Raw genomic sequence first — 21,543 nt, 5'->3', positions numbered from 1 at the left:
GTTGACGTACGCTTTCATCTCGAGCGCCTCCGGATCTCTGGACGACTACCGTGCGGCGGCCACGGACGCGTGCAGCCGGCATGAGATCACGCCGGTCGCCATGGAACGCTTTACCGCCGACGACCAGCCGCCGTTAGAGGTATGCCAGGCCAAGATCCGGTCAGCTCAGGTGCTGATCTTGCTGCTGGCGGACCGCTACGGCGTGCGCCCGGCCGGCTATGACCGGTCCTACACGGAGCTCGAGTACGACTGGGCGATGCAGCAGGGCGTTCCCGTGCTGGCCTATGTCGCCACCGACGGGTTCCCGTGGTCCGGGCCGCCCCGCAGCGCGGCTACCCTAAGCCATTATGCCGAGGACTTGGCGGCACTGCAGCGCTTCATTACACGGGTAAAGACGGCACACACCGTCAAAAAGTTCGCCGGTCTCGAGAACTTTCGCATGGACCTCTACGAGGCGCTGATGCCATACCGGCCGACGGCCGAAGGCGCTGAGGTCAAGGCGGCGAAGGTGCGCGGCCCCTGGTTCCGCGAAGACCGCACGCTACCCTCACCGCCGCACCTGTGCGCTATGCCGTCCTACGTAGGCGGTACTCCCTTCACCGGCCGGCGTGCCGACCTCAGCAGTCTGGACGCCTGGGCACGCTCGGACGACCCGGTGCTTGTAGTCGAAGCGATTGGCGGGACGGGAAAGAGTGCTCTGACCTGGGCTTGGACGAACACCCGGGCCAAGTCCGTAATGAAGCCCGCCGGCATCTTCTGGTGGAGCTTCTACGACGGCTCGCCGTCGATGGAACGGTTCCTGCGCGAGTTGCTCAGCTACCTAACGTCCGGCAAGGAACAGTCCCGCATCGGCCGCGACGAGCTGCCGCTCCTCGTCGATGCCAAGCTGCGTCGCGGCGCGTACCTGCTGGTCCTCGACGGCTTCGAGCGGCTGCTCACGGCGTACCACCAGTTCGACCCGTCGAAGGTGACGGAGGACGACGTGGAGGCCGACCGCCGCGCCAACAAGCACTCGATGATCGACACCCTGGGTTACGAGTTCGTGCGCGGGCTGGTGCACGCTTCCCCGTCCAAAGTGCTGATCAGCACTCGTATGGTGCCAGACGCGCTGGAGGGGCCTAGCGGCGGTCTACTCCCCCGCGTTGAGCGCTGGCGACTTCCCGGTCTGCTCGCCGCCGATGTCCGGGCGCTGCTGACCCGGCTCGAGGTCACCGCGGGGCCAGAGGCCCTTTCGTTCCTGCACGGGCTGGGCAACCACCCGCTGCTCATCGCGATCGTGGCCGGCCTTGCGAGAAACTACCGTCCGGCGCCGGGCAACCTGAGCGCCTGGCTTGCCGGGCAGTCGTTCCGCGTAGACGACCCCAAGCTGGCGAGGCGACGACATCACATCCTCGAGGCGGCAATGCGGGACCTTGAGCCCGGCACCGCACGGCTGCTGAGCTGGATCTCGGCGTTGTCCGGAACGGTACACTGGGACGTCTTGGAAAGCATCAACCCGCTGGCGGCGGACGGCCTGTCGAAGGCCCGCGCCGGCGCGTTGTTGGACGCCGCGCTCGGCGACCTCGAGGTGCGCGGTCTGCTGTGGTGGAACCGCCAAATGAACACCTACGACATGCACCCCATCGTCCGGGCCTTTGCCTACGACCGACTGGAGGGCACCGACAAGTTCAGCGCCCACGCTCGCATCCGGGACCACTTCCAGGCTCTGCCGCCAGAGGAAGCTGGCACGGTGTCGAGCGTGGAGGACCGGACGCAGACAATCTCGCTGTTCCGAGCACTAACCGGCGCCCAGCAGTACGGCGAGGCGTACGCGTTGTGGAACCGATCACTCATGGAACCACTCTTGCTGCAGCTCGGCGCCAACACCAGCGTAGTCGAGCTACTCGAGCCGTTCCGGCGCACCAACGTGATCGGCGCCCGGGCAGACCACTCGCTCGCGCTGCACATGGCCGGAAAACACGACCAGGCTATCGAGATGGAGCTGATCAACCTCGACCTAGTCTTGACGGACGCCGACAAAGGTGAGATTCGGCGATCGCTGGGCCGCCTGGCGGCGTTCTACCGGGCCGCCGGCCAGCTGGCCCGGCACGCCGCGGTGGTTGCCATCCTCGGGACCGGGGAGACCGACGTCGCCAACGCAGATTTGCCTACATTGGCGCTGCGGCGGGCGATCCTCGTGTTGCTCAACGACGATGTCGCGACGGCACGCGCGACCCTGCAGGACATTGCGACGAGCGCCCAGTCCGACGCCAATCCGTGGTTTGCCAATGACGTCCGCTACTGGCGCATGGTCGCGGAGTTCCGGTCGGGCCGGACATTCTCGTCAGCGGCGTTCGACCACCTGGAGAAGGGAAACGTCGACTGGCGTAGCCGTCTGGCGTTCTCGACGCTCAAATTTCGCATCGCTCTGGAAGCCGGCGATCTGGGTCTCGCAGCCACGACGGCCGAACGGATCGATCGCCTGCGCCGGATCGGCGGCCAAGAGGCGATACCGATCGAGAGTGCCGTCACGCTGGCGAAGCTGGGGCGCGCAGAGGCCACCCAGACGGTGGCGGAGTGCTTCGCCCGCATGCCGCGGCTACACCTGTTCGATCGTCCGCACTACCTGTGCGCGATGGCGCTCACCGAACTCCGCCAGCTCGATGAGGCGATCGAGCAGGCGCAGCAGGCACGACGGCAGGCGTGGGCCGACGGCCCCCAATTCAGCTACCGGTATGAGTTGCGGCAGGCAGAAGCGCTGTTGACCCGGCTCGGGGCGTCCCTCGAGCCGCTCGCGCCGACCGGTAACAACGAGCGGACCGTGCCGCTTTTAAGCACTGCTAGCGAAGCCCTACAATACGGGCGAAGCTTTCTTTGACCGCGCCAGCCAGGCGTGGCCCGGGAAATCAGCGCGACAGGCCCGCGGAGTAGGCATCGAGCTTGGTCACGCGGCAGGTGCCTGGGCGCCGGTCGGCAGGTGACTGGCACCGGTCGGTCCTTCGCCTAGGGTGCTCCGGTGCTCCGGCAAACTTCTGTCACCTAGCCGGCTTTCCACGGTGCCGCGAGTGCCGCAGTGCACTTAGGCAGGCTCACTACCTCAAGGCCTTGCAGGTCAGTTTACCCAGTGCGCTCGCCGCCTCACGGCGACCGCCGGTTGGGGGTCCTTGAGCGCTACAGCTAACGGTTCGACCGCCCGATCGTCGAGCAGCTCACCGAGACCGGCCGCAGCGCGTATCCGTTCGAACGAGTCGGGCACGCGCAGCGCACGGACAAGCTGTTGCAGAGCCTCAAGTCCGCCCACACTGCCCAACGACTCCACGGCGATCCCGCGTACGCTCGGATCCCGGTCCTCCGCCAGACGCAGAAGCGTAGTAGCGACCGACCGGTCGTCGGGTTGGCGCAAGGCAGAGGCGGCGCCCTTGCGTACCTGGGCAACCGAGTCATTGCTTGCCGTGACCAGCAGCTCCCGGGCCCGATCCTCGTCGTACCCTCGCAGACTCTCCGCCGCAGCCTGACGCACCTGCGGATCAGAATCATGAATTCCGATCGTAAGCATGTCGAAACCTGCGTCGGTCCAAGCAGAACTGGCAATCTTCATCCCCGCGGCGCGAACCCCTGGATTCTCGTCAGCGGCCAGGCGCCCGGCAGCGGCCAGTACGCCATCGCCATCGAGTTGAAGCAACGCGACGGCCACTGCCGGTGGGCCACCATCATCGGCGGCGATTGGAAGTTCTACACCCACTGCGCCATGGCCATGGGCCACATCGGCGGCGCCACCGCCGACATCGGCAGCAACCTGCTCGCTGGCACCAAAGACGTGCCGTCGGTCTGGCGATGCAAGGCCGCCGAAGCCGAAAAGGAATTCCAGGTCGCCCTTGGCTTGGCCGCGACCGGTCTCAACGACGCCTGCGCCCAATACCACAAGCGGTACATGCAGGCGGCCGAGGCCGTAAAGAGCCTCGTCGACGTCACCGCCGGGATGATCAGTGACCTGCTCGACCTGCTCATCATCATCAACGCGGCCGCAGCAGCTGGTAGAGCGCTGATCGAGACCAGCGTGGGTGCGGTCACCGGATACGGTGTGGCGGCCTACTACACTTGGCAGGCTGGTCGGATCGCAGGTCCCGTACAAGGCCTGTTCTCCCGACTCCGAATAAGCGTAGCGACGCGGCTCACCGGCGCGGGCCGACGCCGTCCCGCCCGGTGACGTCACCTTGCCAGCAGGCCTGTCATGCCATTAGTAGAAGCCGCGCAGTACTCGCAAAAAGGCCAGTCGAAGGCGCCTGAACACCAGGGCAAATGATATGAATAGCAGCATTGTGGCTACTGCGATCAATATCGGACTGCTTATGTCGACTCCGAATGCAACGACAGAGACTGAGATCAAGCACAAAATTGCCGCAGGACTCGCGTGGCAATCGTTCCCACTGTCCCGGCGGGTGACGAATGCATCCGCTGCTGGCCAGTTTGCTCCGATGAATGCCCGCCGACGGCGTCGGCGGAACGATAGCCTCCCTTGAGGTGGTTGCGCAACGCTGCCAAATAGGACTCACTCGGCATCCGACCGGCGGTGACATTCTCGTAGTGGAGGTCGCTCAGGCGGAAGAACACCTGGCCGCTCAACAGCAACGGCATGACAGGCTTTCCCTGCTGTTGGGCTCGAGAGATCTCCCGTTCAATCCATTCGGACTCTTCGGCAGCAGGCGTCATCACAACGATCATGGCTGCGCACGTGTCAACCTGTTGCCGCAGAACTTTAGACCAGCGGTCGCCGGACACCACCTCGCGGTCATACCAGCATGGGATGATGTGGGTCGCCAGATATCCCGCGAGCCGCTCGACATAGTTTGCACTGCTGCCGTCATGCCGGTAGCAGATGAACACATGCCTATGCATGAGCGAACACTACCGCACCGACGCCGACTTCTTAGTGTCCTAATCGAACCTCAAGAGGCGCCAGATCGAGGCGTACTCAGATCAGGGTGCCGGCTCGTCCGCCTCGTTGAGCTTGGCCATCCAGCCTTCGTTCTGAATGGAGATCACGTTCTCGGCGTGCCGGACCAGTTCCTCATCGGTCATCGACGCCGCCCGGCCACGGCGGTGCCGGATGCGTGCCAGTTCGTCGGCGGTCCGCGAGTATTCGAGCAGCATATACGAGTAGCGCTCAGCGGCTACGTATGCCGCCACCGCCGCGCCGATCGTGGTGACCACCGGCACCCATCCGGCCAGTCGATCGATTTCCCAGGTGCCGGCCGCGGCGCCGAGCAGCAAGCCGGTGATCGCCAATCCGATGGAGAGCCGACGGAAGCGTTCGAGCGTACGGGCGAGGTTGCGGGCGTTCTTCCGGTAATAGCCGATGATCTGGGCTTCGACCCGGCCTTCCAGGTACGACTCCAGGTCGTGGATGGACGGCAGCGGCCGCTGCTTCGGTTCGATGCCGACCTTGTACTGCCGAAGGTCGTCCGCACCGGCCTCGAGGTCCTGAATCTCGGCGTCCAGGTCGGCGGGCGGGAACCCGGCGAGCGACATGTAGACCGCTGACTTGAGCGCCTCGGAGATTGATCGCACGCGGGTCCAGTCCCGCATCGTCGTGGGCCCGGCCGCGTTGCCGGCAAGCCCGGAAAGCCCGACGAGCACCGCTCCGGCGAACGCGAACACCTTTCCGAGTGCAGACTCGAGCCCGACGGTGGCCGCGGTGGCCGACAGCACCGCGCCGCCGATCGCCAGTCCGAGCGCCGCCCGCCGCGTCGTCTGCAGCCGCCGTTTCAGCTTGGTGGCGGCCTGCGACCAGAGACTCTGTTGTGCCCAGGCAGCCTCAAGACTCGACGTCATACGGAGAGCGTAGTGGTGATCATGCGAGGCTGTCAGGATCAGGCGGCACGATCATGAAGTCCGCGTCGGCCACGGGCCGGCCGTCGACCACGACGCTGGCGCGAAGGAGAAGACCGGGCGCTGCGGGCAGGTTGAGCGTGAACGGGGTCTGGTCGTTGCGCAGGACGATGCGCCGTTCGAGAACCCGCCTGTCGGTATGCACCTCGCTGACATGCAGCATGATGTCACTGCGGCCTTCCGCGCGGAGAATTCCGGTGACGGGCTCGCCGGCCCGGAAATGGTCGGCGATGGCGATCGATGCGGTGAGCGGTGCCGACGGCGTCCTCGTCCGGCCCAGCGATGAAACGTCACGGGCATCTAGCAGCGCACTTAGATAGTCGATCACCCGGGGGTCGCTCGGCAGGTATCCCTGCCGGCCCGGCGCGAAGAAGATCCGCCGATCGTCGACCTGGTAGGGCGGTTGACCGGACGCGATCGACACCACGCTGTCGCCGTCCGCATTCGTGCGGATACGCAGGCGCCCGGAGACCAGCTGCGCAGTGGCCGCGGTGGCCTGGCCTATTCCCACGATCGGCGCTACGACGCTCGAGGCCGGCGGCGACGGCGGCCCGGCGATCTCGTCGAGGAAGCGGCTGTTGCCGACCCCGTACCTCGGCAGGTCGACGTCCGACGGACGGGCCAGGATGCCGGTTCCCAGATCGACGACCGGGTCGATGGGCACAACCTGGTGCAGCGGGCTGAGGCCTTGCAGGAAATCGACCAGTACCGGATCGATCGAGGCGCCGTTGGTCAAAAACTCGAGGGCTCGCAGCGTGCCCCGGAATGGTGTTCCGATCGGGACAAACAGGCGGGTGCGGTCCCACCCGCCGAGCATGCCGAGATAGTGGCTCGCGATCAAGCCACCTTCGCCGTGTCCGATCAGCACCACGCGGGATTCGCGATCGCCGCCGCCCTTGTCGCGCCACTCGGCGAGCCGTCTTTCGACCGTTTCAAGCAGCCGCTGGGCGGCCACCTGCAGGTCGAACCGCCAGTCCCAGGTAAACGCGACCAGGTTCCGGTGTTCCTGTACGCCGGCACGCGCCGCGAGCGCGGTCCACAGCCGCCGGTAGCCACCCAGCGACCAGAGCCCAGGAATCAGCAGAGGACTGCGAAGGAGCCCACTGGGGACCACCCGGCCATCCGAGTGGGCTGTGTGGTTGCGCACGGCCCGCAGCTGTCGCAGAGTGTCGCGATCGCCTGCCCAAATGATCTCGTCGCCGCGGGAGAGTTCGCTGCCGAACAGCGCGGGGATGACGACGACGATGTCCTTCTCCCCGATGAACGGATCGGCCGGGCCCGGAGCGCTGGACTTGACCGCGTCCAGACGGTAGACGTCACCGCTGAGCGTGCGCAGCTCGACTGGGCCCCGCCCGACGTCTACCGACCGGGTGTCGCCGGGCCGGAAGGTCACCACGCGGGTACGCCCACCGGCCACCACCTCGACCCAGAGCGGCTGGGTGGCCGGCATTTCGATGCCTTGCGCGGTCTTGGCCGGAAACGCTCCCAACTGCAGCGTTCCGCCACGGCGCCGCACGGCCACCTCGATCCGGGGAGGATCGGGTTCGCTCGGCGCCGTCGCCGGCGACTCGATCGGCCGGCTGGTCAGCGAAGAGGCTCGTACGCGCGCCTCGCGTACGGTGGCCGCCGCGTGTGCGGATTGCGGCAGAGTCGGTAGCGTCCGGCGAACCCAGCGGGCCACTCCCCGATCGGCTTGCTGCAGGGCGATCACCACCGGAGCCAGGGCGTCGTCGATCCGTGCCGCAGCCAGCCGCTCGTCGGGAATCGACAGCGCCCACCACGTCACCCGCTCGGCGACCAGCCGCAGCTCGGGCGCGTCGCGTCGGAGGATCACCGCCGCGGCCCGCCGTGCCCGCAGAGCCCGAGCGCCGCCTTCATCCAGCCAGGACCGCAGCCGCTGGTGCAGCAGCGGCAGCACATCGGGGAGGAATGAGAGGCCCTCGGGCGTACGGTCGAGGATCAGCGGGCTGACCCACAGGTCGGCCTCAGCCTCCACCGAGAGATGCGGCAGCGCCTCCAGGCGCACGGCCCGGATCAGCGCCGGTTCCACGAAGGCCGCAGGCGACAACGCGACCGCCAGCTCACCGGCCGCGACCGTCACCGAATCCCCGCCGTCGAGATACGCGTTGATCATCGGGGACGCCGAAGCCGGGCCCGGACCGGCTGGCGGACGGCCCGCTCGGTGAGCCCGCGGTCCCACTGGACGATCACCGCACGTCGCCGGAGACGCGCGGACGCTCGCTCGGGGCGGTACGGCGACAAGACGACCGGCACGACGCCGCGGCTGCGCAGGTCGGCAAAGAGCTCCGCCCATTCGTACTCGGCCGCCGGAAGTTCGTCGGGCAGCGGCGTCGCCAGCCCCAGGTCGGTGACAAACACGGCGGCCCGCCGCCGCGCGGGCGGCCGGTAGGGCATCCACGTCCACACCGGGCCAGCACCCGTGCCCAGCGAGCGGGTCGGTATCTGCTTGAACAGCATCGGGCGCAGCCGAGTGCCGAGGAGCCGGCGGGCGGCCCGGACGACGTCTGCCCGGTCGGCGTGGAACGGCCGCATGCCGGAGCCGATGTCTAGCAGCAGCTCGGCGTCCGGGGAAAGCTCGTCGTGCTGTTCCACCGGGAGCGGCTCGAGCGGTTCGAGGGCCGCCATTCGGTCGACCAGACGGACAAGGTCGAGCCGGTGAGTAAGGCGCGGCCGGGCGAAGGCCGCACGAAGGGCTCGCCGATCCTGCCCGCCGGTCAGCAGCGGCCGGTGCCGCACCGGTCCGATCCCGGCCGGCAGCGGCGCGCCGGTGTCAGCGCCGTCGTGGACAGCGTCGTCGGCTTCGCGGGCCACCCGTTCGCCGTGCCGCACCGGTTCCATCATGTGCAGCCGGGGCAGCTGCCGGTCCGGCACGGGCTGCGGGCGCGGACCTGCTCCTTCGGCCGGCTGGTCCGGCCCGGCAGCTGGCTCGGCCTGGGGTGCCGCCGGGCTGCGCAGTCCGAGGAGTTCCATGAGCTCATCGCGGTCGGAGCCGGGTAGCTCCGCCATCGTGCGGATCATATCCGCGAGCCAGACCTGCGGTCGGGAGCCGGGCATGTCAGGGCCGTTCGCGCGACGGCTTGGTGATGGTCAGCTCCTCGAGCAGCTCCCAGTCGGTGTCGGAAAGCATGTCGCCGAGGTCGAGCATGGCATGGACGGCGTCGAGGAACTCGGCCACGCTCGGCACGTGCTCGTCCGGCGCCGGATCCGCCGGGCGGGCCTCCACGACCTTGTGGGCGAGGTCCCGGATGCGCGTTCGCTGGTCGTTGCGAAGGCGTCGGCCTCGGAGATGCCGCTGGGCGATCTCAATCATCCCGTCGGCGTCGGGCAGCTCGAGCCGGTGGACGATGCACCGCCGCACGAACGCAGACGGCAGCTCGCGCTCCTCATTGCTGGTGATGATGACCAGCCGGCTCCGCAGCGGGCCGGGATCCGTTAGCGGTGCCACTTGGGCCCCGGTCTCCGGCACCGGGAACCGCATCGAGCCCAACGGCACGAGCAGGCCACCAGGCACATCCGGGTCGGCCTTGTCGAGTTCGTCGATCAGCAGCACCGCGCCGGTCTCGCGCCGCTCGCGGTTGATCTCGATGAACGGGTCGTCGGCCGGACGACTCGGACCACGGTCGTCGTCGCCGGCGCCACGTTCTCGCGCCGAGCGGGTGTTGATGGCCCACCACAGCGGGCCGGGCTCGACGTAGTCGATGTCGTGCAACTGGAGGCCCGGCTTCACCTGCGCGTCGGCGAGCCGGCGTACGAGGTCGAACCGATACAGCAGATCGCGGGCTTCGGCCCGGGCAGTGACCACGAATTCGTAGTAGCGCCATTCGAGATTGCGGGCGACGTATGCGGCGATCGAGGATTTACCCGAGCCGGGATGGCCGAGCAGCAGCAACGGCCGGCCGGTCACGAGCGCGACCCGCAGCGCGGTCTTCAGCCTCGGCGGACACACGTAGACGCTGCCGTCCCGAAGGTCTGGCTGGTCGGCGGGGTGGTGCGAGGCGGGGGCGTCGGTCAACGCCCCGAGTCGTTCCAGGACCTCACGGTGCTCGTACATCGGTCTCATTTCTTAACGTTTCAATCCGGTCGGCAACCGAGCCACCCTCCGCCTCCCGGTCCGCCGGCAGCGGCGGGGTCAGCTCGACCGCATGCTCGGGCCGCAGGTCCCGGACCGGCCCGGAACAGAAGAACACCAGGCCTTGGAAGCGCGCGACGAGCGGAGTTAGCACGCCGGCCTCGAGCGCATCCTCGCCGAGCAGCACGAACACCGGCTTGCTTTTGGACTTCTGCAATGAGGCGTAGGCGCTCGGCCAGTCCGCCTCGGTGTAGGCACCGATCGCCTTCAGGATTGCGCCCGCATAGCGGTCCACAAGCTCGGCGTGGTCACCGCTGCCCGTACCGGCTGCTGACACCGGGCCGACGATCGTGTACCGGGTGTCGCAGCAGGTGATCCGCCGGAGGAGACGGCCAGCGGTGGTCGGCCGGGCCACCGTCGCCCACGCCACCCGGCGGCCGGACTGATCGGCCGCGACGGCGAACAGCTTGTCCGCCATCTCCGCGGGCAGCCAGGCGCAGCTGATCAGGGGAGCGAACGAGCCCATCCACTGCGCAAACCTCGGATCCATAATCAGCTCGTCGACGGCCTGCTCGATCGGTACCGCCTCGCTCTGCAACAACCGATCCGCCACCCACGTCGAGAGGGACTCACCTGCCTTGATGTCGTCGTCGTGAATGCCCAGTCGCAGGGCGGCGTCCTCCAAGAACATGTTGTCGTCCAGATGGCGCTCGACACGTACTCGCCACTTCACCATCGGATCCTTGTCGTGCAGCGAGACCCGGTATCCCTCGAAGCAGTCGCCGACGGCTTCCGCCACGGTCGCCGGATCATGGCCGGTCAGGTCGTCGACCTTGAGCACCTGGATCTCCCGCATCGCGACCGGCGTCAGGCCGAGCGTCTCCAGGACCGCCGAACTCGCGCCCTCGTTGAGGAGCACTGGAACGATCCGCATCGACGGGTTGAGCCAGGCGCGCCAGCCCAGGATCGTGCACTCGGCGCGGACCCAGTTGCTGTCCTCGGCCTTGTCGGTGATCAGGATGACCGCGGCGTCACAGGTGCCGAGCCAGTTGAGCAGCGTGGCTCGCCAGCGGTCACCCGGATGAATGAGGTTCCGATCGACGAGCGGGCTGTGCCCGTCCGCGGCCAGCCGGGCCTCGACAGCGTCGCGAACGCTCGCCGCATACGGGTCGCCGTTCGCGCTGTGGCTGACGAAGACCCTCGCCAAGGATGACTCCCTGCACGCTGCGGCCGAACTAAGGTGGGAGCGGAACGATAGCACGGAGTCACCGCGGCGATACGGGGCTGCGCAGCTACTGCTTCGGCACGTCCGGGTGATTGCCGGAGATCCGATCCCGCGCCGGGCCGCAGACTCCGTGCGCCGGGCCCGGGTCTCAGCCGAGGGACGACCGCGCCGCCGCCTCGCGGATCGGGCCGGCCAGCGCACCGCGATCACGGCGTAGCCGGCGCTGGACGGGTGGAACCGGTCGGCGCTGAACAGGCCGGGGCTGACCGCGAAGCCCGCCGCCGAGGCCATTCTGAGGAGTAAGGCCGGGCGTAGGACCATTCTTCGGTCAGGGTGCGGTGGAAGGACTATACCTTGCCGTTGGTTTGCGGGCGGAACGAACGGGTTCTTTTGTGGGTGATGCCGGCCTCGGCGAGTGGGTGTGGTCCAAGGCAGAGGCGCACGAGCCGCTGATCCCGACTGATCTCTACGCGCGAGCGCAGGGAACGGTCAAGACGCGCGGCGCTCGTAGCGAGGCGGGCCGGGCGCCGAGGCGCAGCGTGCGCCCCTTCCTGTTCCGCGGCCTCATCACGTGCGGGCTCTGCGACCGCAAGATGGTCGGCAACCCGAATCACGGCCGGCTATACTACCGCTGCAAGGCATCCCGCGACTACGTCCGCCAACACGAGGTTGCCCACCCACCGGTGCTCTACCTCCGTGAAGAAGCCGTCATCGAGCCGATCGACCGCTTCCTTCGCCGAGAGCTGAGCGGCAAGAGCCTCGCCGCCAACCTGCGCAGCCTGGCCGATGCCCACTACCGCACCCCGCTCGCCGCCTTCCGCGCCAGCGACGAGAGCGAACAACTCAACCGCACCATCGCGGACTGCGACACCAAGATCCAGGGTTACCGCGCCGCGCTCGACGCCGGCAGCGCCCCCACTCATCGCCGACTGGATTCGCGAGACGTCCGGCACTCGAGCGACGGCTACCGCCGCGCTATGGATCAGCGCAGCACCGCCACAGCGCCTCAACGAAGATCAAATCGCGGCGATTGTGGAAGGGCTCGGTGGGCTACTCAACGTCCTCCGCGGGGCTGATCCACGCGACAAGGCGGAGCTCTACAGCCGCATCGGCCTCAGGATGACCTACAAGCCTGGTCTGAAGACACTGATGGCCGAGATCGTCAGTTCCGATCTCGGCCGTGTGCTTAATGTGTGTCCGAGGGGGGACTTGAACCCCCACGTCCGATAAAGGACACTAGCACCTCAAGCTAGCGCGTCTGCCATTCCGCCACCCGGACAAGGTGAGTACAGCCTAGCGGGGCCGATGTGGGGCTTGCACCCGGTATCGGCTGGCCGGTGGGCCGCACAGGAGAGAACTTTACACGGCCGTTCGGCGGGGTCGAAGTGGGGCACCCCTGACGGGACGTACTGGCGTGATCTCGGGGTTCCAGGCAGCATGGCGTGCGTGTCACAGGCGTCCCCGCTTCTTGCTGCGCGGCAGCGTGCTCAGGCTTTTGCCGGTTCCGGCGACCTTGGGCAGGCTCGTGCTGTGCTCGAGCATGCCGTTGATGTCGGGCGGGCCAATCTTGGTGAGGACGATCCTGAGGTTCTTGCGACCTTGCAGCAGCTGGCCTCGGTGCATCTGCAGGGCGGCGATCAGTCGGGGGCCCGGCGGGTGCTGGAAGAGGCCTTCGCGGCTGGGCAGTGGCGGCTCGGCGATGCCGATCCGGTCATGCTGGCGATTTCTTTCGACTTGGGCGTGGTTGCCGAGGAGATGGAGAACCGGCACGAGGCCCGGCGGGCTTTCACCCGGGTGGCCACGCACGGTCCTGCCGCCCTCGGCGCGGATCACTGGGCCGTCGTCCGCGCGCGCTCCTACCTGGGAGAAGACCCTCCCACGGTACGCATGGAGCTGTCCGCGACCGACTTGCAGCGCATCCAGGTACCCCCGCAGCGCAAAGCGCCGCAGGACCAGCAGGTTCCCGTGGCCGAGCCGGCGCCCCGGCATTTCCCCGCACCGGCTCCCACGCCGCAGCCACAGCCCAGCTACGAGCGACCCGCTCCCCCGCCCCAGCCGAGCTACCAGCAACCCGCACCCCGGCCGAGCTATGAGCAGCCCACGCCGCAACCGAGCTACCAGCAGCCCGCGCCGCAGCCGAGTTACGACCAGCCGGAGCCGCGGTTCTACGAGCAGTCGCGCTTCGAACAGCAGCCCATGCCGCAGATCATCTCCGCGCCGCCGATCACCTCGGCCGCACCAGCTCAGCCTGATTCGTCGTACGCGAGGAAGGCGCCGGCCATGTTCGCGGCGATTGCCGCTGTCTTCGGGGTGATCATCGCGGTGGTCGCGCTGGTGATCGTCATTGCCAGTCGGGGTGACGATCCGGACTCTGATGTGCCAACTCTGGCCGGGCCCGCTCCTAGCGATGTGCGCATGCGCGACTACGGATCGTCGGTTCAGCTGTTCTGGAGTGATCCGGCCAACGGGAAGGCGTCGTTTGTCGTCACCGGCGGGCGGCCCGGGCAGCAGCTGCAGCCGATGGGTCAGGTGGGTCCGACGACGACCTCTTTTGATCTCAATGGACTCAACGCTGACCTGGACTATTGCTTCGCGATCGTCGCTGTCTACACCACGAGTCAGTTCTCGACCTCGCCGCAGACGTGCACGAGTCGATCGACGGGTTCCGTGGCGCCGTCACCCAGTAAGCGTTGATCACTCTCGGCGATCTTCACTATCCACAACCGTGACTTGCCGGGTGTCCACACGCCCCTGGATCCCCCTATGATGGCCTGCGTCCTACGGGCGAAACGGGGAGGTAGGCAGGCTGTGGCCAGTGCAGATGTGGTGGTGGACCAGCGCAAGCGTCGATGGCGCAGTCGCGGCGGTCTCGTCACCATGGGCACCGTTCTGAGCCTGGTCGCCGGTCTCGGTCTCACCGTTCTCGGGCTCGGCGCCGCCGATCAGGCGGTTGCCAGCTTCGATGCCGCTTCCTGGGTCTGGAGCAAGACCAAGGGCGAGGCGGCGCGGATCAACGGCGTCACCGCCCGGGTGGACACCCGCGTCGACGTGCCCAAGGCGCGCGGTCACGAGCTGCAGGTCGTGCAGAACGACCGCTTCGTGCTCCTGCGTGACCAGCAGACCGGCGTGGTCAGCTCGATGGACCTTACGTCGCTGCAGACCCTGGTCACCACGCCGACGACCGCCGGCATCGGGGTCAGCGTCGCGCTGCACGAGGATGCCGCGTTTGTCATCGACGCGGTGCAGGGTGAGGTGCGCCAGCTCGACCCGCGGTCGCTGACGCCGATCGGCGAGTCGCTGCGGTTCCCGCCCGGCATCACCGGCGGCGTCTTCGACGGCAAGGGCCGTCTGTGGATCGCCGCGCCCAGCGAGGGCACCGTCACCGCGATCACGGCCGCTCCCCTGCCTGACAGCTCGGCCACCGGCGGCGCCGGTGGTGGCGAGACCGCGGTCGGGCCGGTCCGGATGCGCACCGATCCGGTCGCGCCGGCCAGCCACGACCTGACGATCTCCACCTTGGAGAACGGTGTGGCGATCCTCAACCGCACCACCAACGCGCTGACCACCATCCGCGACGACACCAAGGTCGTCACCGCCCTGCCGCTGGCCGGGCCGGGCACGCTGCCCACCCACACCGACGGCGCGGTCGTGCCGGTCACGGTCCCGGACGCCCGCCACGTGTACGCCGTGCGCGACTCCGCCCCGGTCGCGGACTTCGCGGTGCCCGGTGACGGCGCCGAACTACAGCCCGCGGTGGCCTGGGAGGGCTTCTTCTACATCGCCGACGAGTCGACCGGCACGGTGCACGTGTTCGACGCCGCCGGGCGGGCGCAGAAGAACATCGGCTTCAAGACCCCGGGCGGCCCGCTCGAGCTCGAGGTCCGGGAGAACTACCTGTTCATCAACGCACCGGGCTCGTCGACCGCGCGGGTCGTCGACAACGCCCACCGGGTGCGGGTGGTCGACAAGTACGCCGATGACGTTCTCGGTGGCGATCCGCCGCCCACTCCCCCGGACCCGCCGCCGCCCCCGCCCAAGCCGAAGAAGCCACCGGTCAGCAAGCCGGGCGCCCCGCGCAGCGTGCGCGCGGCTGCCGGCAACGCCGAGGTCCGGGTCAGCTGGCAGGCCGCGGCGGCCAACGGCGCCTCGATCACCCGCTACGTGGTGGTCGGCGCGGACAAGACGTTCCAGGTCGGCGCCAATCAGCGCTCGCTGAACGTCACCGGGCTGACCAACGGCGAGACCTACCGCTTCGCCGTGCACGCGGTCAACAAGAAGGGCGACGGCCCGTCGCGCAACAGCAACGCGGTGAAGCCGACCTCCGAGGTCCCCGACGCCCCGACGGCAGCCACCGCCGAGGCCAAACCGGACGGCACGGTCAGCGTCAGCTGGCCCGCCGCGAACGGTCAGGGCCTGGAGATCACCCGGTACGCCGTGACGGCCGTCAGCGACGGCACGTCGGCGCCGATCGGCGAGGCCAAGGGCGAGACGAGCCTGAGCATCAAGGACGGCGAGCTCGAGTACGGCAAGCAGTACGCGTTCACGGTCGTGGCGATCAACGAGCGCGGTGCCGGCTCGAAGGCCTCACCGATCAGCAACAGCGTCGTGCCGTTCGCCAAGCCCGGCCGTCCCGAGAACCTCGATGCGGCCACCGCCGGCGACCAGGCCGGCGCGATCAAGGTGACCTGGACGGCGCCGCCGGAGAACGGGCGGGCCATCACCAAGTACCTGGTGGCCGCCGGTGGCAAGACCACCGAGGTCACCGACGGCACCGGGGCGACGCTGACCGGTTTCGGCACCGGCAAGGACGTCGCCGTGGAGGTGCGCGCGGTCAACGAGGCCGGTGAGAGCGAGGCCGCGACGGCCAGCGCCCAGACGCTGCCGAAGCCGGTCGTCGCGATCAGCGGCTCGTCGGCGACGTTCAACACCGCGACCGTGACCTTCACCGTCGTGACCGGCGGCGCGACAGCCACCTGCAAGATGACGGCCAACAACGGCGGCAAATCGGCCAGCGGCAGCTGCTCCAGCCTCAAGGTCACCGGGCTCGAGCCCAGCACCAGCTACACGTTCACCGTCACCGCCACCACCGCGGCGGGCGCCAGCGAGCCCAAGGCTCGCGACCAGAAGACCGACGCGCTCTACGGCACCGCCACCTGCAACAACGGTGAGGACGGCGCGACGGCGACCTACTGCGACAAGGACCGCGAGGGTCGCAACGGCAACGAGATCTTCAGCGTCACGGAGCAGGACAACGACAAGCAGGTCGGCTGGGCCAAGCCCGGACGCCGGCTCGAGGCGTACTGCAAGAAGAAGGGTTCCGAGATCGACTCGTACATCTACAACCACAACAAGGTCTCGACCTGGTGGGTGCAGGTGGCCTACGAGGGCAAGAACTACATCCCGTTCGCGTGGCTCAACCTCGACGGCGGCGACGACATCAACGATCTGCCCACCTGCTGAGGATCCGCCCGTGAGCACCGAACCCCTTCCGCCCCAGCACATCCAGGGCTTCGCCGCCGTGGCCGCCCAGCTCGCCGACCGCATCGGCACCGTCGTGCTGGGCAAGCCCGAGGTGGTGCGCCTGGCGCTGACGGCGTTCTTCGCCCAGGGCCACGTGCTGCTCGAGGACGTGCCCGGTGTCGGCAAGACCACGCTGGCCCGGGCCATGGCCGCGGCCGTGCGCGGGCAGTGGCGGCGCATTCAGTTCACGCCCGACCTGCTGCCGTCCGACGTGTCCGGCGTGACGATTTTCAACCAGGCCAGCCGCGGGTTCGAGTTCCACCCCGGGCCGGTCTTCGCCAACATCGTCATCGCCGACGAGATCAACCGGGCTTCACCCAAGACGCAGTCGGCGCTGCTGGAGGTCATGGAGGAGCGCCGGGTCACCGTCGACGGTGTGCCGCACCCGGTGCCGCAGCCGTTCCTGGTCGTCGCGACGCAGAACCCGGTCGAGATGGACGGCACCTACCGGCTGCCCGAGGCCCAGCTCGACCGCTTCCTGGTCAAGCTGTCGGTCGGTTACCCCTCCGAGGACGTCGAGGTCGAGGTCCTGCGCGGGGCGGCGCTGCGCTCCCCCGACACCCTCGAGGCGGTCACCGACACCGCCACCGTCGGCGAGATGGTGCGCATGGCGTTGCGGGTGCACATCGCCGACCCGCTCTACCTGTACGCCGTGCGCCTGGCCGCCGCGACCCGCGACCACCCGCAGGTGCGCGTCGGGGTCAGCCCCCGCGGTGTCATCGCGCTGACCCGGGCCGCGTCGGCGTACGCGCTGATCAACGGCCGGGGTTACGTGCTGCCGGAGGACTTCAAGGCGCTGGTGGAACCGGTGTTCGCGCACCGTGTGCTGCTCTCGCCGGATGCTCAGCTGCGCGGTGTCACCGCGGCCGAGGTGCTCGACGACGCCGTCCGCTCGGTGCCGGTGCCGCTGCCGGACAACCAGCGCGTCGGGGCGTGAGGCGGCTCGGCGGGATCACCGCCCGCGGTCTGGGCGTGCTGCTCGGCGCGGTGGCGTTGCTGGTGGCCGGGTTCCGGTTCGGCTATCCCGACCTGGCCCTGCTCGGGTCGGCCGCCGCGGTGGCGCTGATCTGCGGGGGGGTCTTCGCGGTCTGGCGGCCCGGGCTGGGCGTCGAGCGGGTCGCCGAGCCCGACCGGGTCGCCCGCGGTGAGCCGGCGAACATGACCCTGACCGTGCGCAACACCAGCAAGCTGCGCGCGGCGAACCTGGTCGCGGTCGACCGTTGCGGCCCGGCGAACGTCCCGGTGCCGCTGCTGCGGTTGCGGCCGGGGCGGGACACCACCGTCGGCTATCCGGTGCCGACCAACCGGCGTGGAGTCGTGCCGGTCGGGCCGTTGCGGGTCACCCGTAACGATCCGCTGGGGCTCATGACGTTGTCGCGCACCTACGGCGAGTCGACAACCGTGTGGGTGCATCCGCGGATCCACCTGCTGCGCGCGGTGCCGGCCGGCATGGCCCGCAGCCTCGACGGGCGCATCGACAAGGTGCCGCACGGCACGATCACCTTCGACTCGCTGCGTGAGTACGTCGTCGGCGACGAGTTGCGGCGGGTGCACTGGCGCAGTTCGGCCAAGGTCGGCGAGCTGATGGTGCGCGAGCAGCTCGACACCAGTGAGCCGACCATCATCGTGCTGCTCGACGACCGGGCCGGCGCTCATCCGCGGGGCAAGGACGGCGTGGCCGACTCGTTCGAGGACTCCTGTGAGGCGGCGGCGTCGATCATCGCTGCGGCCGTACGCGAGGATCTGCCGGTCTCTCTGCATCTGGTGTCGGGTCCGGCCAAGGGGCCGTTCCTGGACGTGCTGACCGAGGCCACGCTGCGGGCCGGTGATCTGACCCAGACGTTGCGCAGCCTGCGGCAGAGCAAGCTCGGGGACACTCTGGTCTATCTGACCGGGCCCGGTGGGCGCGCCGATCTGGGGGCGGTGACTGCGCTGCGCGGGGCGTATCCGGTGGTGATCGCGGGGTTGTTCGGTGACCCGGACGCGGCGCCGGTGTCGGCCGGGGGCGGGCTGATCGTCATCGAGGCCGAGAACGGCGAGCAGTTCGCCGGCGCCTGGGACGGAGTGCGCGGATGGTGAGGTGGGTGCGCGCGGCGGTCGTCCCCGTGGCGCTCGTGGTCCTGATCGCTCTGTCCGGGGTGGTCCTGGGCCGGATCTATGCCGACGGTTTCCTGCTGCAGGTGGTCGCCGGGGCGGCGCTCGGGTCGGTCGCGGTCAGCGTGGCCGCGCGGCGGTTGCCGTCGTGGAGCATCGCGCCGCTGTCGGTGGTGCTGCTGGCCGGGTACACGCTCGGGGCATTGAAGCTGGCGGCGGACCGGGCGGATGTGGCCGGGTCGTTGCCCGCGATCGTCGCCGACGCGCTGGCCAACGGCATTCCGCGGTTGCTCACGGCCATGATCCCGGTCGAGTCGACGCCGGACACCGTGGTCGTGCCGGTGGTGGCGGCGTGGCTGGCCGGGCTCGCCGGGGCCGAGGTCGCGGTCCGTTCACGGCGGGTGCTGCTGGGCTGTGTGCCGGCGGCGGCGCTCTACTGCGGGGCGCTCTACGTCGTCGGGCCCAACGCCGACAGCGCCGGGTGGCCGACCGTGCTCTTCGCCGGCCTGGTCGTCCTCGTGCTCGCCGTGTCCGCGCGCCCGGGTGGTGCATCGCTGGACGACGTACCGGCGTCGACGCGCACGGCCGTGCGCGGACGGGCCCTGGCCGGAGCGGCCGCCGGCCTGGTGATCCTGCTCGGCCTGATCGTCGCGGTGGGTCCGTGGGTCAGTGCGCGGGTGTCGGCCACCCCGGTCGACCCCCGTAAGTACGTGGAACCGCCGCAGGTCGACAGCCTGGATGAGAGCCCGCTGAACCGGATCTCCGGCTGGGCGCTGGCACCGGAGCAGAGCCTGCTGGAGGTCGGACCGGCCGCGAGCGGCAAGGGCACGACGCGGCTGCGGCTGGCGGTGCTGCCCGACTACGACGGGGTGACCTGGCGGGTCGGTGCCGTGTATCGCAATGCCGGGCGGGTGCTGCCGGCCGCGCCGTTGCTGCCTGACGTGCCGGTGCAGGAGATCAGGCAGGAGATCACCGTCGACGAGCTGGCGGGGCGGCTGCTGCCGGTCGTGCCGACGCCGACCGGCGTGCAGGGTGCGCGGGTCGCCTACGACCCCGAGACCGGCACGCTGATCTGCCCCGAGGTGCTGCGACCGGGCCTGCGCTACACGGTCACCTCGCAGAGCCAGGAGCCCGACTACAACCTGCTGCCCACGGCGGACTCGCCGACCGGTGACGCGGTGGCGCGCTTCCTGCGTATCGGTGCGGGCGTGCCCGAGTCGATCGAGCGGCTCTCGCAGCAGCTCGCGGACGGCAACGCGGGCTCGTACGACCGGGCGGCGGCGATCGAGGAGTTCCTGTCCGAGCACTACCGCAAGGTGCCGGACGCGCCGAGCGGGCACGCGTACCCGAACCTGCAGTTCTTCTTGTTCGGCCCGCGCGATCAGGGTGGTCAGCGCGGGACCTCGGAGCAGTTCGCGGCCTCGTTCGCGCTGCTGGCCCGGCTGACCGGCCTGCCGACCCGGGTGGTCGTGGGCTTCGACGCGCCGCGGGCCGGTGGCACGGTCACCGGCGCGGATGCGATCGCGTGGCCCGAGGTGCTCTTCGACCAGCTGGGCTGGGTGGCCTTCGATCCGCTGCCCAAGAGCAATCAGACGCCGCGGCCGGTCGAGGAGGACTTCACCCCCAAGCCCTCGCCGCCCCCGACCTCCGAGCCGCCGCCCGCCTCCGAGACGCCGAGCGCTTCGGCGCCACCGGCGTTGGCCCAGGCGCAGGTTCCGCAGGCCGGTGGGCCGTCGGCGGTGCTGGTGGCGGGCGGGGCCTCGGGCTCGGTGCTGCTGATCCTGGCCGCGGCAGCGGGAACGATCGTGGCGATGCGGCGCGGGCTGCGGCGCCGGCGGCTCGAGGTGGGCACCCCACCGGAGCGGATCACCGGGGCCTGGCTGGAATTCACCGATGCGCTGCGGCTGGACGGGCGGCCGGTGCCACCACACCTGGCGGCTTCGGAGGCCGCTGCCTTCGCGGCGACGCCTGCGGTTCGCGGCAAGGCCGCACGACTGGCCCGTGGTCAGGGGTCTGGCGACACCGGGTCGATGGATAGCGGCAAGCCGAGGAATCGATGGCTCGGGCGCAAGAACCCCGCGGATGACGTCCTTGAGACAGACCCACGAATAACGAACGGCACCGGCTCGGTGCCGGCTGGGCCAACGAACACCAACCCGCACGTGCCGGGCGACGAAGCGAGGGCAGCAGGCGGAGCGAGGGCAGCAGGCGGAGCGACGGCGGCCAGCGGACCGGCGGCGGCCAGCGGACCGGCGATGGCAGGCGCCTCGGCGGCAGGCATACCGATGGCGGCAAGCGAACCAGCGGCCACGGGCGGAATGGCGGTCGACGCCGCAGCTGGCGGACCGATGATGGCGGGCACACCGGCGGCGGATCGCAGCTCAGCAACCGCGGCAGCCGGGCCGACGGCGGCGGGACGCATCGCCAGCGATATGGCTGCCTGGGGGCCGCAACAAGGCCTGAGCGATAGCGCGCCGGTGCGGGCGGCTGCTCCCCCGCCCGGCTACACCATGCCGCCGCTCGACGAGCTGGTCGGCGCTGTGAACACCTCGGCCTTCGCGCCCGGCGCGGTCGACGAGCAGCAGGCCGAGCGGGCGGGCAGTCAGGCGATCGCCTACGCCGAGGCGTTGCGGGCGAAGCGCTCCTGGTGGCGGCGCCTCTGGTGGAGCCTGCACCCCGGACCGCTGCGGTGGCATCGCGACGACCCATGATTCAGCTTCCGCTGAATACAGCGCTTGCTGTACTG

At 69.3% G+C, this 21,543-nt stretch carries 16 protein-coding genes, 1 tRNA gene and 1 pseudogene; 9 read left to right on the top strand and 9 right to left on the bottom strand.

The annotated features are described in order from the left end of the window. Position 1: 1 nt before the first annotated feature. Entirely contained in the window at positions 2 to 2,857 is a 2,856-nt protein-coding gene (locus AFR_RS12220; RefSeq protein WP_023360769.1) for a DUF4062 domain-containing protein, read from the top strand. A gap of 234 nt (positions 2,858 to 3,091) precedes the next feature. On the opposite strand, the gene AFR_RS12215 is transcribed toward AFR_RS12220, so the two are convergent. Next, positions 3,092 to 3,577 carry a HEAT repeat domain-containing protein gene (locus AFR_RS12215; RefSeq protein WP_023360768.1) on the bottom strand — a complete coding sequence of 162 codons (486 nt, stop codon included), beginning with the start codon at positions 3,575 to 3,577 and terminating at the stop codon, positions 3,092 to 3,094. Here AFR_RS12215 and AFR_RS12210 point away from each other — a divergent pair. Beyond that, positions 3,515 to 4,186, top strand: coding sequence for a hypothetical protein (locus AFR_RS12210; protein ID WP_158510530.1), 672 nt, complete (start codon positions 3,515 to 3,517; stop codon positions 4,184 to 4,186). The genes AFR_RS12215 and AFR_RS12210 overlap by 63 nt on opposite strands. Before the next feature lie 176 nt (positions 4,187 to 4,362). Here AFR_RS12210 and AFR_RS12205 read toward each other — a convergent pair whose 3' ends face one another. The 4 genes from AFR_RS12205 to AFR_RS46730 all read right to left on the bottom strand — a co-directional run bounded on the left by AFR_RS12205 (position 4,363) and on the right by AFR_RS46730 (position 8,514). Continuing rightward, on the bottom strand, positions 4,363 to 4,875 hold the full coding sequence (locus AFR_RS12205) for a toll/interleukin-1 receptor domain-containing protein (RefSeq protein WP_023360766.1): 513 nt from the start codon (positions 4,873 to 4,875) through the stop codon (positions 4,363 to 4,365). Positions 4,876 to 4,956: 81 nt separating this feature from the next. Next, positions 4,957 to 5,811 (bottom strand): DUF4231 domain-containing protein, encoded by an 855-nt coding sequence (locus AFR_RS12200; protein WP_023360765.1) that lies wholly within the window; start codon positions 5,809 to 5,811, stop codon positions 4,957 to 4,959. Between the two features lie 19 nt (positions 5,812 to 5,830). Further along, a complete protein-coding gene (locus AFR_RS12195; RefSeq protein WP_023360764.1) occupies positions 5,831 to 8,002 on the bottom strand; it encodes an esterase/lipase family protein in 2,172 nt (723 codons plus the stop codon). Then, positions 7,999 to 8,514 carry a hypothetical protein gene (locus tag AFR_RS46730; protein WP_158510529.1) on the bottom strand — a complete coding sequence of 172 codons (516 nt, stop codon included), beginning with the start codon at positions 8,512 to 8,514 and terminating at the stop codon, positions 7,999 to 8,001. Before AFR_RS46730 ends, AFR_RS12195 begins: the two co-directional genes overlap by 4 nt. A 30-nt stretch (positions 8,515 to 8,544) precedes the next feature. Between AFR_RS46730 and AFR_RS12185 the strand changes: the two genes are divergently transcribed. Continuing rightward, a complete protein-coding gene (locus tag AFR_RS12185) occupies positions 8,545 to 8,886 on the top strand; it encodes a hypothetical protein (RefSeq protein ID WP_148307937.1) in 342 nt (113 codons plus the stop codon). A gap of 58 nt (positions 8,887 to 8,944) precedes the next feature. On the opposite strand, the gene AFR_RS12180 is transcribed toward AFR_RS12185, so the two are convergent. The 3 genes and pseudogenes from AFR_RS12180 to AFR_RS48785 all read right to left on the bottom strand — a co-directional run. Beyond that, the gene (locus tag AFR_RS12180) at positions 8,945 to 9,940 is read right to left on the bottom strand and encodes an AAA family ATPase (RefSeq protein WP_023360761.1); all 996 of its coding nucleotides are present in this window, start codon (positions 9,938 to 9,940) and stop codon (positions 8,945 to 8,947) included. Further along, on the bottom strand, positions 9,924 to 11,219 hold the full coding sequence (locus AFR_RS46725; RefSeq protein ID WP_193786360.1) for a toll/interleukin-1 receptor domain-containing protein: 1,296 nt from the start codon (positions 11,217 to 11,219) through the stop codon (positions 9,924 to 9,926). The genes AFR_RS12180 and AFR_RS46725 overlap by 17 nt, the downstream gene beginning before the upstream one ends. Before the next feature lie 236 nt (positions 11,220 to 11,455). After that, positions 11,456 to 11,599 (bottom strand): annotated as a pseudogene (locus AFR_RS48785) (integrase core domain-containing protein); the annotation flags it as partial. Between the two features lie 177 nt (positions 11,600 to 11,776). On the opposite strand from AFR_RS48785, the gene AFR_RS46720 reads away from it, so the two are divergent. After that, positions 11,777 to 12,259, top strand: a complete 483-nt coding sequence (locus tag AFR_RS46720; RefSeq protein ID WP_238547355.1) for a hypothetical protein — start codon at positions 11,777 to 11,779, stop codon at positions 12,257 to 12,259. Positions 12,260 to 12,377: 118 nt separating this feature from the next. On the opposite strand, the gene AFR_RS12165 is transcribed toward AFR_RS46720, so the two are convergent. After that, positions 12,378 to 12,462, bottom strand: a tRNA-Leu gene (locus tag AFR_RS12165). A gap of 251 nt (positions 12,463 to 12,713) precedes the next feature. Here AFR_RS12165 and AFR_RS12160 point away from each other — a divergent pair. The 5 genes from AFR_RS12160 (at position 12,714) to AFR_RS12140 (ending at position 21,508) form a co-directional block, all read left to right on the top strand. Beyond that, the gene (locus AFR_RS12160) at positions 12,714 to 13,877 is read left to right on the top strand and encodes a hypothetical protein (protein WP_238547268.1); all 1,164 of its coding nucleotides are present in this window, start codon (positions 12,714 to 12,716) and stop codon (positions 13,875 to 13,877) included. A gap of 114 nt (positions 13,878 to 13,991) precedes the next feature. Continuing rightward, positions 13,992 to 16,643, top strand: a complete 2,652-nt coding sequence (locus AFR_RS12155; RefSeq protein WP_041840808.1) for a fibronectin type III domain-containing protein — start codon at positions 13,992 to 13,994, stop codon at positions 16,641 to 16,643. Positions 16,644 to 16,653: 10 nt separating this feature from the next. Next, positions 16,654 to 17,640 carry an AAA family ATPase gene (locus AFR_RS12150; RefSeq protein ID WP_023360756.1) on the top strand — a complete coding sequence of 329 codons (987 nt, stop codon included), beginning with the start codon at positions 16,654 to 16,656 and terminating at the stop codon, positions 17,638 to 17,640. After that, positions 17,637 to 18,782 (top strand): DUF58 domain-containing protein, encoded by a 1,146-nt coding sequence (locus AFR_RS12145; protein WP_023360755.1) that lies wholly within the window; start codon positions 17,637 to 17,639, stop codon positions 18,780 to 18,782. Before AFR_RS12150 ends, AFR_RS12145 begins: the two co-directional genes overlap by 4 nt. Beyond that, the gene (locus AFR_RS12140) at positions 18,776 to 21,508 is read left to right on the top strand and encodes a transglutaminase TgpA family protein (RefSeq protein ID WP_023360754.1); all 2,733 of its coding nucleotides are present in this window, start codon (positions 18,776 to 18,778) and stop codon (positions 21,506 to 21,508) included. The genes AFR_RS12145 and AFR_RS12140 overlap by 7 nt, the downstream gene beginning before the upstream one ends. Positions 21,509 to 21,543: the final 35 nt, after the last annotated feature.

This window comes from Amorphoplanes friuliensis DSM 7358 (genome assembly GCF_000494755.1).
Classification (GTDB): domain Bacteria; phylum Actinomycetota; class Actinomycetes; order Mycobacteriales; family Micromonosporaceae; genus Actinoplanes; species Actinoplanes friuliensis.
The sequence above is the reverse complement of the archived record's forward strand: the minus strand, read 5'-3'. Positions and strand labels throughout refer to the sequence as shown.

What these genes read in the sequence shown, in the direction of transcription:
- AFR_RS12200 (WP_023360765.1), bottom strand. Translation starts at nt 5,811, where the DNA reads ATGACGTCGAGTCTTGAGGCTGCCTGGGCACAACAGAGTCTCTGGTCG.
- AFR_RS12195 (WP_023360764.1), bottom strand. Translation starts at nt 8,002, where the DNA reads ATGATCAACGCGTATCTCGACGGCGGGGATTCGGTGACGGTCGCGGCC.
- AFR_RS12210 (WP_158510530.1), top strand. Translation starts at nt 3,515, where the DNA reads ATGAATTCCGATCGTAAGCATGTCGAAACCTGCGTCGGTCCAAGCAGA.
- AFR_RS46720 (WP_238547355.1), top strand. Translation starts at nt 11,777, where the DNA reads ATGGTCGGCAACCCGAATCACGGCCGGCTATACTACCGCTGCAAGGCA.
- AFR_RS46730 (WP_158510529.1), bottom strand. Translation starts at nt 8,514, where the DNA reads ATGGCGGCCCTCGAACCGCTCGAGCCGCTCCCGGTGGAACAGCACGAC.
- AFR_RS12205 (WP_023360766.1), bottom strand. Translation starts at nt 4,875, where the DNA reads ATGCATAGGCATGTGTTCATCTGCTACCGGCATGACGGCAGCAGTGCA.
- AFR_RS12140 (WP_023360754.1), top strand. Translation starts at nt 18,776, where the DNA reads ATGGTGAGGTGGGTGCGCGCGGCGGTCGTCCCCGTGGCGCTCGTGGTC.
- AFR_RS12180 (WP_023360761.1), bottom strand. Translation starts at nt 9,940, where the DNA reads ATGTACGAGCACCGTGAGGTCCTGGAACGACTCGGGGCGTTGACCGAC.
- AFR_RS12215 (WP_023360768.1), bottom strand. Translation starts at nt 3,577, where the DNA reads ATGAAGATTGCCAGTTCTGCTTGGACCGACGCAGGTTTCGACATGCTT.